An 11,927-nucleotide genomic window follows, 5' to 3' on the forward strand; every position below is an offset into this window, starting at 1 on the left:
CCAAACTTCGCAATGCCCTGAATATAAACAGTGCATTCGGGAAGATTTATTAAAAGCCTTAATTGGAGTGAAAAATGAAAAAATATCTCGCTTTATTTTTTATTGCGGTGTCGAGTTTTGCTCTCGCAAATAACGTAGAAAAAGTGCCTTCAAGTGCCGAAAAAGGCGTAGAAGCGATAGCCCCAGAATTTCATAATATGCCGAAAGATAACGGTAAAATTGGATTAAATTATGTGAATCAACCACCGATGATCCCACATAGTATTCGTGGCTACCAAGTAACTAAAAATACCAACCAATGTTTAAATTGTCACGGTGTGGAAAATTATCGAGTAACAGGAGCACCTCGTATCAGCCCAACGCACTTTATGGATCGTGATGGAAATGTAACAGGTGATACTTCGCCACGTCGTTATTTCTGCTTACAATGCCACGTTCCGCAAGCAGATGTCGATCCAATTATTGAAAACCAATTTGAGCCAACCAAAGCCTTTGGGGGTAAATAATGATCGGATTGATTAAACGTTTTTGGCAGTGGTTTCGCTCGCCAAGTAAAATTGGGATCGGCTTTCTTATTTTAGTCTCAGCCTTAGGCGGAATTCTATTTTGGGGCGGATTTAATGTGGCTCTTGAGCATACCAATACCGAAGAGTTTTGCTCAAGTTGCCATATGAATGATGTTGTGCCTGAATATCGTGCATCTGCTCACTACTCAAACCGTAGCGGTGTAAAAGCCATCTGTTCTGATTGCCACGTTCCACACGAATTTATTCCAAAATGGGCAAGAAAAATTGAAGCAGCAAAAGAAGTTTTTGCTCATTACACAGGCAAAGTAGATACCAAAGAAAAGTTTGAAACCCACCGCTTAGCAATGGCAGAACGTGAATGGGCAAGATTAAAAGCCAATAATTCACAAGAGTGCCGAAACTGCCATAATTTTGCGGATATGGATTTCACCCAACAGAAAAATGTTGCGGCAAAAATGCACGCAATGGCGGAAAAAGAAGGGAAAACCTGTATTGACTGTCATAAAGGTATCGCTCACAACCTACCGCATATGAAAAATGTAGAGTCTGGTTTTAAACCCAAATCACAAACAGAGCAGAAGTAAGCGGTCGGATTTAACGTAAAAAATACATTTTTATCATATTTGGGCAGTATAAATTGATCTGCCCTTATCTCCTACGATGCGATACTTTCACCTGTTAGATTAACTTATCTCCCCTTTTATGCTAGGATCCATAGCATTTTTAAATCATTCAAAATTCATCTAATTTCCCTTTATTATGCAAAATAACGTGACGAAACTCTCTTCTCGTGCAGTGGCTGCACAGGTCATTTTACAGGTTCTCGATCAAGGTAAATCACTTTCTGCCTTGCTACCCGAAGTACATTCTCAGATAAGTAGTAAGGATCAACCGTTGATCCAAGAAATGACATTTGGTATCTGCCGAGTATTGCCACGTTTAGAATCAATTATTAAGTTATTAGTGGAAAAACCGTTAAAAGGTAAAACTCGTTTAGTTCATTGTTTATTATTGGTTGGACTTTACCAACTACTTTATATGAGAGTACCTTCTCACGCAGCGGTTGATGAAGTCGTTAATGCGACAAAGGTATTAAAATTAGATAGTTTTCGTGCGTTGGTGAATGGCGTATTGCGCCGTTTTTTACGTGAGCAAGCAGATATTTTGGCAAAAGTGGATAAGCATTGGCAAACTTTACACCCTGAATGGTTAGTGAATAAGCTGAAAAAATCCTATCCTCATTGGCGTGAAATTATTGATGCGAATAACCAGCGTCCTCCTATGTGGATTCGAGTGAACTCACAATTTTCTAGTGTAGAAAATTATGCTCTCGCGTTAGATGGTGTGGCAGAATATCTTCATTCTCCGCAAATTCCGCCTTGTGCCTTGTATTTAAACCAACCACAAGCGGTGAGTTCTTTACCGAATTTTGCAAAAGGCTGGGCAACTGTACAAGATGCTCACGCACAATGGGCGGCATTATTGTTAGATGTATGTAATGGCGATAAAGTATTAGATGCTTGTGCCGCTCCCGGTGGAAAAACGACTCATATTCTTGAACTTGCTCCAAAAGCTGATGTAATTGCCTTAGATATTGAGCAAGCTCGTTTAAAAAGAGTGGCAGAAAATTTAGCTAGACTAGGACAAACCGCTGAAATTATTTGTGGTGATGCGAGCCAACCAGAGCAGTGGCTTGAAGATGGTGTGATGTTTGATCGTATCTTATTAGATGCACCTTGTTCAGCAACTGGGGTTATTCGCCGACACCCAGATATTAAATGGTTACGCAAAGAGAGCGATATTGATGAGCTTGTACATCTCCAAGCCAAAATACTTACAGCCCTTTGGCAACGTCTAAAACCAAATGGTGTATTGCTATACGCAACGTGTTCTATCTTACCTGAAGAAAATAGCTTACAAATTCAACGCTTTGTAGAGCAAACTCAAGATGCAATGCTTGTTGAAATGGATTTAGGTGGTGAGAAAGTGTTTGAAAAACAATTCTTCCCAAGTGAAAAAGGGGGCGATGGCTTCTTTTATGCAAAATTAGTTAAAAAAGTGAACTAGAATGAAGATCATAATTTTAGGTGCTGGACAAGTTGGAGCAACCCTTGCAGAAAATCTGGTTAATGACGATAACGATATAACCATCATTGATGACGATCACTCTCGTCTTGGCAAATTACAAGATAAGCACGATTTACAGGTGCTAAAAGGTAATGCAGCCTCACCAAGAGTATTGAGAGAAGCTGGAGCGAGCGATGCAGATCTACTCGTTGCGGTAACTAATAGTGATGAAAGTAATATGATTGCGTGTCAGATTGCTTATACACTGTTCAATATTCCAACTAAAATTGCTCGTATTCGTAATCCTGACTATGTGCGTGAGCGAGATGTTCTCTTTAACAATGATGTATTGCCGATAGATCATATTATTGCCCCTGAGTTACTCGTTACCCAAGAAATCTTGCGTCTAATTGATTACCCTGGTGCATTACAAATTGCACATTTTGCAAATGATTTGGTCAGCCTTGTTAGTGTGAAAGCTTATTACGGTGGGCCTTTAGTCGGCTATCCTATATCTGCACTGACAGATCATCTTCCCCATATTGAAACGCGTATTGTCTCTATTTTTCGACAAGAAAAAGCCTTTGTGCCTCAAGGTTCGACCATTATTGAAGCGGGCGATGAAGTCTTTTTTATTTGTGCGACACCACACATTAAGGCGGTAATGGCTGAATTACAACGCCTTGAACGCCCACATAAGCGTGTGATGATTATTGGTGGGGGAAATATCGGGACTGCACTAGCAAAAAGTTTAGAAGATAAATGTAGCGTTAAGCTTATTGAACGAGATTCTGAAAAAGCGACCAAATTAGCCGAAAAATTAGCGAAAACACTAGTACTTTGTGGTGATGCTTCAGATCAAGAATTATTATTTGAAGAACATATTGAGAATGTAGATCTTTTTCTTGCCCTGACTAGCGATGATGAAGCCAATATAATGTCATCATTATTGGCAAAACGTTTAGGGGCTAAGAAAGCAATTGTTTTGGTGCAAAAAATGGCATATTTACACCTCATTCAGGGTGGGACTATTGATATTGCTTTATCGCCACAGCAAGCAACCATCTCTGCATTATCAAGCCACGTTCGTAAAAGCGATATTGTTAAAGTTGCTTCTTTTAAACAAGGACTTGTTGAAGGAATTGAAGTGATTGCTCACGGCGATTATTCGACATCAAAAGTCGTGGGGCGGACAGTCGGGGAAATAAAATTACCACAAGGAGCCATTATTGGTGCAATCGTCCGCAACGGCTTAGTTATTATTGCTCATAAATCAACAATGATTGAAGAAAATGATCGTGTTATTTTATTAATTAACGATAAAAAGCAAGTGAATGATATCGAGAAACTCTTTCAGATCAGCACATTTTTCCTGTAGTGCATAATAAAAGGGATAAAACGGTGAAATATAAAAATCTGCGTGAATTTTTGTCATTACTTGAGCAAAAAGGCGAGCTAAAACGCATTACTCAAGAAATTGACCCTTATTTAGAAATGACGGAAATAGCCGATCGCACTTTGCGTAAAGGTGGACCAGCACTGCTATTTGAAAATCCGAAGGGCTTTGATATGCCCGTTCTGTGCAATTTATTTGGTACGGCAGATCGTGTTGCAATGGGAATGGGACAAGAAAGCACCGTTGCTTTGCGAGAGCTAGGTAAGTTATTAGCCTTTTTGAAAGAACCAGAGCCACCAAAAGGATTTAAAGATTTAATCGGGCAAATTCCACAATGGAAACAAGTACTTAATATGCCAAGTAAGGTATTAAGTAAAGCTGATTGCCAACAGGTTGTGCTATCGGGAGAAGATGTTGATCTCTACAAACTGCCGATTATGCACTGTTGGAAAGGCGATGTTGCACCTCTAGTTACTTGGGGGCTAACGATTACTCAAGGGCCTTATAAAAAACGCCTTAACTTAGGTATTTACCGCCAACAGTTAATTGCGAAGAATAAATTGATTATGCGTTGGCTGTCTCATCGTGGTGGAGCATTAGATTTTCAAGAATGGAAAGAGGCTAATCCTGATAAACCGTTCCCCGTATCTGTGGCATTAGGGGCAGATCCTGCGACTATTTTGGCAGCAGTTACGCCTATTCCAGATACCCTTTCTGAATACGCATTTGCAGGGCTATTGCGTGGACATAAAACCGAAGTAGTGAAATCTATCAGCAATGATTTGGAAGTACCAGCCAGTGCGGAAATTGTGTTGGAAGGCTATATTGACTTACAAGAAACTGCTTTAGAAGGCCCTTATGGTGATCATACTGGCTACTATAATGAACAAGAGTATTTCCCAGTATTTACCGTAACCCACATTACAATGCGACGTGATGCAATCTATCATTCCACCTACACAGGTCGCCCACCTGATGAGCCAGCGGTACTGGGTGAAGCATTAAATGAAGTGTTTATTCCTATTTTGCAAAAACAGTTCCCAGAAATTGTGGACTTCTATTTACCGCCTGAAGGCTGTTCATATCGTTTAGCGGTGGTAACGATTAAAAAGCAATATGCAGGACACGCTAAACGAGTAATGATGGGGGTTTGGTCGTTCTTACGCCAATTTATGTACACAAAATTTGTAATCGTCTGCGATGATGATGTTAATGCACGAGATTGGAAAGATGTCATTTGGGCTATTACAACTCGTTGCGACCCTGCTCGTGATACAACGCTTATCGAAAACACCCCGATTGATTATCTGGACTTTGCCTCCCCTATTGCAGGACTAGGCTCAAAAATGGGGATAGATGCGACAAATAAATGGACGGGAGAAACCCAAAGAGAATGGGGTACACCAATTGAAAAAGACCCAAATGTGGTTAAGCGTATTGATGAAATTTGGAATGAGTTAGGAATCGAGGAATAGCCTAACAACATATCTATTTTGCAAAAAAATGTGAAGATTTTACCGCTTATGTGGAGAAAAAATGCCTGAGTTACCCGAAGTTGAAACAAGCGTGCGTGGTGTTTCCCCTTACTTAGTTGGAAAAACTATTGAGCAAATTATTATTCGTCAAAAGCAACTACGCTGGCTTGTCAGTGATAAATTACATCAAATGGCTGGTGCAAAAATTCTAGCGATTTATCGCCGAGCAAAATATCTTATTATTCATACTAATCAAGGTGATATTTTAATTCATCTTGGAATGTCTGGTTCACTGGGGATTCTAACTAAACAGACTGAAAAAGAGCTTGGTAAACACGATCATATTGATTTAGTTACTACAGACGGTACTATTTTACGCTATAACGATCCGCGTAAATTTGGAGCGTGGCTTTGGGTTGAAAATGCTGAAAATGCAGAGCTATTAGCCAAACTAGGCCCTGAACCACTTTCAGAGCAATTTACAGGCAGCTATCTTTATCAACAAAGTCGTAATAAAACCGTTGCCGTAAAAAACTTCATTATGAATAATGCGGTGGTTGTAGGGGTTGGAAATATTTACGCTTGTGAATCGCTTTTCCAAGCGGGTATTCACCCAAACCTTGCTACACAAAATTTAAGCCTAAAACAGTGTGAGCGATTGGTTGCCGTTATTAAAGAGGTGCTTTCTAAAGCAATATTACAAGGTGGTACAACGCTCAAGGACTTTATTCAACCTGATGGCAAACCTGGCTATTTTGCACAGGTGTTGCAAGTTTATGGGCGAAAAGGGCAAGAATGTAATGACTGCGGTAGTTTGATCGAAGCCCAAATTATCGGGCAAAGAAACAGTTTTTACTGTCCTAAATGCCAAAAATTACCAAAATAACTCTTTTAATGTTAATTTTTTGTTAAAAGCTATTGATTGTTTATGTAACTTCGATAGTATTCACGCAATATTATGGAGAAACAGTATGCAAACAATCAACATCATTCAAATTTTATCTGATATTGGTGCAGGCAAACGAGGTAGCCACGAAGGTGTAAAATGGTTATGTGAACGACATTCTATTCAGCCAGTCGCTATGTTTGAAAACCATTCGGATAGTAAACATCTTACTCCACCTGCAAAATATATTGATAATCTTACCGCTTTTTTCCAACAATTTATTCCCACTTTAACGCAATATTACCAACAGCCTGAATTTCCTGTAATAATGACAGGTGATCATTCCAATGCAGTAGGGACGCTATCCGCATTATGTAATGCCTACCCCAATAAGCGAATTGGTATAATTTGGATTGATGCTCACGCTGATTTACACACTCCATATACCACGCCATCTGGCAATATACACGGAATGAGCCTTGCAGCCCTGCTACGTCAAGATAATTTATCACAACAAATTCATACTCTTACACCTGAAGTAGAGAGCTATTGGCAACATTTAAAACAGCTTGCACCAACTTCTCGGGGAATTTTACCGAAAGATATTTGCTTCTTAGGTTTGAGAGACTTTGAACCACAAGAGCAAGCTCTTATTGAAGAGCTAAGTATTCCTTATTACTCAACCCAGAAAATGCGAGAACTTGGATTTGAAAAGGTTCTCACCCAAGTTAAACAGCAATTTGCTGATGTTGATTTACTCTATGTCAGTTTTGATGTTGATGCCCTTGATGCAGGATTAATTAGTGCAACAGGAACACCTGTTTCTGAAGGTTTTACAGAAATAGAAATAGCAACACTACTAGAACAACTCTTAACCTTGCCAAACCTTAGCGTATTTGAGATAACGGAATTTAACCCGACTCTGTCAGATGATAAGGCTCAGTATGAGATGATTTATCGCTTATTCGTGCAAGCATTAAAACATATTGGAAGACGTTAGAATTTAAGCGGTGAGATTTGGTAAATTTTTTACTTAATCTCACCGCTTTGTTAGCTACTGTTTGATCTCGTTATGAAGATTTTGGACAGAATACACATCAAACTCATTGATATGATGTACACCAACTGACACCGCATCAGCACCAGCAATCGTGGTGTAAATTGGTACTCGTTGTTGTAACGCAGTACGGCGGATTGAGTGACTATCAGCAATGACTTCTGGATCGCCACTTACAGTGTTTATAACTAAAGCGATTTCACCATTTTTTATCGCATCGACAATATGTGGGCGACCTTCACGTACTTTATTGATGGTTTGTACCGCAATGCCATTTTCACGCAAGAATTTAGCCGAGCCAAAAGTAGCACATAAGCCGTAGCCTTGTTCTTGGAAACGTTTGGCTATTTTCAGTAAGGTATCTTTATCTTGATCAATCACAGACATAAAGACTTTACCCACTTTTGGAATACGTTCACCAGCTCCAAGCTGAGCTTTAAAGAACGCTTCGGCAAAGGTTTCACCAACACCCATTACTTCCCCTGTCGAACGCATTTCAGGCCCTAAGATAGTATCTACTCCTGGGAATTTAATGAATGGGAATACCGCTTCTTTCACAAAATATTTGTGTGGAATAATCTCTTCTAACGCATTGAGTTCCGCTAAAGTTTCCCCTGCCATTACTCGAGCCGCAATTTTAGCGAGTGGTTGCCCTGTCGCTTTACTCACGAAAGGCACAGTACGGCTTGCTCGTGGATTGACTTCAAGCACATAAATAACACCATTTTGCACTGCAAATTGAACATTCATTAAACCACGCACTTTGAGTGCAAATGCCATCTCTTTGGTTTGTCTGCGAATTTCGTCGAGGATCTCACCGCTTAATGAGTATGGTGGTAATGAACAAGCTGAGTCGCCACTGTGAATACCTGCTTGCTCAACGTGTTGCATAATGCCACCGATAACAACATTTTCGCCATCGCAAATACAGTCCACATCAACTTCAATTGCATTATTTAAGAAGTGGTCGAGTAAGATCGGGCTATCATTTGAAACAGATACAGCTTCACGCATATATTTGTTGAGTTCATCATCGTTATACACGATCTGCATTGCTCGTCCACCCAATACATAAGAAGGGCGAACGACAAGCGGATAACCCACTTCATTTGCTAATGCTACTGCTTCTGATGCGTTACGAGCTGTACGGTTTGCTGGTTGTTTTAAATTCAGGTCATTTAAAATACGTTGGAAACGTTCACGATCTTCTGCGGCATCAATACTATCTGCTGATGTTCCAATAATATTCACACCTGCTTCGTGTAACGCATTCGCTAATTTTAATGGTGTTTGACCACCATAATGTACGATGACACCCCAAGGGTTTTCTACTCGCACAATTTCAAGCACATCTTCAAGGGTTAATGGCTCAAAATATAAGCGGTCTGATGTATCGAAATCCGTTGAAACCGTTTCAGGGTTACAGTTCACCATAATGGTTTCAAAACCTGCATCACGCAATGCTAATGATGCGTGAACACAGCAGTAGTCGAACTCAATCCCCTGTCCAATACGGTTCGGGCCGCCACCTAAAATCATTACTTTCTTGCGATCTGATGGGTTAGATTCGCACTCTTCTTCATAAGTTGAGTAGAGATATGCGGTATCTGAGGCAAACTCTGCGGCACAAGTATCGACACGTTTATATACAGGTAGAATATTTAAGCTACGGCGGTAATCACGCACTGTTTTCTCACTCACTTTGGTTAATTGAGAGATGCGTTTATCTGAGAAGCCTTTGCGTTTTAAGCGACGTAATTCATCATAATCTAAATCGCTGAACTGTTTTTTCTCTAAAGCAAGTTCTTCATCAACAAGATCTTTAATTTGAATTAAGAACCAAGGGTCGATTTTAGAATAGTGGTGAACTTCGTCTAATGAGAAACCAGCACCGAAAGCATCAGCAACATAAAGGATACGATTTGGGCCTGGGTTAGCTAATTCACGACGGATTCTTTCAGGTTCTTCTGAAAGTAAATTGAAACCACAGATACCTGTTTCTAAGCCACGCAAGGCTTTTTGCAAGCTCTCTTGGAATGTACGCCCCATTGCCATTACTTCGCCAACCGATTTCATTTGCGTAGTCAAGCGATCATCGGCATTTGCAAATTTTTCAAAGGCAAAGCGTGGAATTTTTGTTACAACATAGTCAAGTGTTGGTTCGAAAGAGGCAGGAATTAAACCACCAGTAATATCATTACGCAACTCATTTAAGGTATAACCTACCGCTAATTTAGCCGCGACTTTTGCAATCGGGAAACCTGTTGCTTTCGATGCAAGAGCTGAAGAACGGCTTACACGAGGGTTCATCTCAATGACGATCATCTCACCATTTGCAGGGTTAATCGCAAATTGAACGTTAGAACCGCCTGTATCTACCCCAATCTCACGCAATACCGCAAGGCTGGCATTACGCATAATTTGGTACTCTTTATCTGTTAAGGTTTGAGCTGGAGCAACGGTAATAGAATCGCCTGTATGTACGCCCATTGGGTCAAAGTTTTCAATAGAGCAGATGATAATGCAGTTGTCGGTTTTATCACGCACCACTTCCATTTCATACTCTTTCCAACCTAATACAGATTGCTCAATTAGTAATTCGTGAGTTGGTGAGGCTTCAAAACCACGTTCACAAATTGCCATAAATTCATCGCGGTTATAAGCAATACCGCCACCTGAACCACCCATTGTGAAAGAAGGACGGATTAAGGTTGGATAGCCTACTTGCTCTTGTGCAGCTAGTGCTTCTTCAAAGCTATGACAAACGAAGGATTTCGGGGTATTTAAACCGATTTTGGTCATCGCATCTTTAAAGCGACCACGATCTTCCGCTTTATCAATCGCATCTTCTGTTGCACCGATTAGCTCTACATTGTATTTTTTCAATACGCCATTACGAGATAAATCTAATGCACAGTTTAATGCGGTTTGTCCGCCCATTGTTGGCAAAATGGCATCTGGACGCTCTTTTTCGATGATTTTCGCAACAGTTCGCCACTCAATCGGCTCAATATAAGTTACGTCCGCCATATTCGGATCGGTCATAATTGTGGCTGGGTTAGAATTGACTAACACCACTTTATAACCTTCTTCACGCAATGCTTTACACGCCTGCGCTCCCGAATAGTCAAATTCACACGCTTGCCCGATGACAATCGGACCTGCCCCAATAATTAAAATTGTTTGTATGTCTGTACGTTTTGGCATTTTGTGGTTCTCTTTGGTTAATCTGATAAATTATCTGTTACTAATCAAACCTTGAATAAAGGTAATTTTTCTTGTTTTGGCATCTTCATCGTATTCATAATCTGCCAAATCTCCCCTATCCCCTCTTTGCTAAAGAGGGGAATTTGCTCGTTCGAAAATTCAATATCGATGTTCTTCAATACGATTCTTTAATTTTCAGATGAATGATAAATTTCCTCAATCTGTTCCCTTTTAGCAGAAGAATTAGTTCAATCTAAAATCGATGTTCTTCAATACGGTTTTTAATTTTCAGATGAATGAATAAGTTTCTTCAATCTGTTCCCCTCTTTAGCAAAGAGGGGTTAGGGGAGATTTGGCAGTCGTAAAAACGAAGTTTATACATTGCCCATCTCTACAAGCGGTCATTTCTTCATAAGATTTTGCAAATTTCTCTCAACATCTCACCGCTTGTTACGGTAGCTTAAAATTCCCTTCACCAACTTCAATCACATTCCCACCAACATAAATTGTCTGTTGTTCATCAAGCCTTAAAGAAAGGCGGTTTGGTCTGCCCATTTGGTCGCCTTGATGAATTTTGCGAGTAAGCGGAAATTTGCTTTGTGAGAGAAAATAAGCCCCTAAATTTGCACAGGCAGATCCTGTGCCACTATCTTCAAGAATAACGCCATTATCCCCATAGAAAAAACGGCTAAAGATAGTGTCATCTTGCTCATACCAAACATAAATCGCTGTTCGTCCATTATCTTGTTGGCAAATGTGTGCTAACTGAGCAAAATCTACCTTAATTCGTTCAAGACTTATATGGTTTTTGAGCTGTAACAGGAGTTGTGGTGAGCCACTATTTAGCCAATAAGCTGTTGGGGATATATCACTTTCACTTAACCTCAGTGCATTCGCGAGTTCGATTGCTTTCGCTTTACTTGCCTGAATGGTGTAGCCTGTAATCGCCATCTCCATTTTTGCATTTTTTCCGCATAATCTAACCGCTTTCGCAGGGGTATTTAGCACAAATTGTTCAGGTAAATTTTGCTGTTGCTGTAACACATAAGCACAACCTAAAGTCGGATGCCCTGCAAGCGGTAGTTCATAAGCAGGAGTAAAAATGCGTAGATCTGCCACTGCATTTTGTGAACGAAAAGCAAATACCGTTTCACTTAAATTAAACTGTGTTGCGATCTGCTGCATTTCTTCATCGCTCAAGCCGTCCGCTTGGGGAAACACCGCCAATGGATTACCACCAAAATGGCTTTCGGCAAAGACGTTTACCAATTTGAATGGGTAAGTTCGCATTAGTGTTCTGCTCCAAATGTCT

Annotated in this window: 9 protein-coding genes; 7 read left to right on the forward strand and 2 right to left on the reverse strand. The window is 40.2% G+C overall.

Annotated elements, in window-relative coordinates; genetic code table 11:
• Positions 1–74 precede the first annotated feature (74 nt).
• From ACWIW0_RS02805 to ACWIW0_RS02835, 7 genes are all read left to right on the forward strand, one after another.
• Positions 75–506 (forward strand): nitrate reductase cytochrome c-type subunit, encoded by a 432-nt coding sequence (locus ACWIW0_RS02805; RefSeq protein ID WP_157394932.1) that lies wholly within the window; start codon positions 75–77, stop codon positions 504–506.
• Between the two features lie 8 nt (positions 507–514).
• Positions 515–1,111, forward strand: a complete 597-nt coding sequence (locus tag ACWIW0_RS02810) for a cytochrome c3 family protein (RefSeq protein ID WP_157394941.1) — start codon at positions 515–517, stop codon at positions 1,109–1,111.
• Between the two features lie 175 nt (positions 1,112–1,286).
• Positions 1,287–2,594 (forward strand): 16S rRNA (cytosine(967)-C(5))-methyltransferase RsmB, encoded by a 1,308-nt coding sequence (gene rsmB / locus ACWIW0_RS02815; protein WP_454452117.1) that lies wholly within the window; start codon positions 1,287–1,289, stop codon positions 2,592–2,594.
• 1 nt (position 2,595) lies between these two features.
• Positions 2,596–3,972 carry a Trk system potassium transporter TrkA gene (trkA, locus tag ACWIW0_RS02820; RefSeq protein WP_454452118.1) on the forward strand — a complete coding sequence of 459 codons (1,377 nt, stop codon included), beginning with the start codon at positions 2,596–2,598 and terminating at the stop codon, positions 3,970–3,972.
• Between the two features lie 23 nt (positions 3,973–3,995).
• Positions 3,996–5,465: a 4-hydroxy-3-polyprenylbenzoate decarboxylase gene (gene ubiD, locus ACWIW0_RS02825; RefSeq protein WP_454452119.1), complete on the forward strand. Its 1,470-nt coding sequence runs from the start codon at positions 3,996–3,998 to the stop codon at positions 5,463–5,465.
• 61 nt (positions 5,466–5,526) lie between these two features.
• Positions 5,527–6,351 (forward strand): bifunctional DNA-formamidopyrimidine glycosylase/DNA-(apurinic or apyrimidinic site) lyase, encoded by an 825-nt coding sequence (gene mutM / locus ACWIW0_RS02830; protein WP_454452120.1) that lies wholly within the window; start codon positions 5,527–5,529, stop codon positions 6,349–6,351.
• An 85-nt stretch (positions 6,352–6,436) separates the two neighbouring features.
• On the forward strand, positions 6,437–7,351 hold the full coding sequence (locus ACWIW0_RS02835; RefSeq protein ID WP_454452121.1) for an arginase: 915 nt from the start codon (positions 6,437–6,439) through the stop codon (positions 7,349–7,351).
• 54 nt (positions 7,352–7,405) lie between these two features.
• Here ACWIW0_RS02835 and carB read toward each other — a convergent pair whose 3' ends face one another.
• On the reverse strand, positions 7,406–10,615 hold the full coding sequence (gene carB, locus ACWIW0_RS02840; protein WP_454452122.1) for a carbamoyl-phosphate synthase large subunit: 3,210 nt from the start codon (positions 10,613–10,615) through the stop codon (positions 7,406–7,408).
• Positions 10,616–11,065: 450 nt separating this feature from the next.
• Entirely contained in the window at positions 11,066–11,905 is an 840-nt protein-coding gene (locus ACWIW0_RS02845; RefSeq protein WP_454452123.1) for a PhzF family phenazine biosynthesis protein, read from the reverse strand.
• Positions 11,906–11,927: the final 22 nt, after the last annotated feature.

Source organism: Ursidibacter sp. B-7004-1, from assembly GCF_053654055.1.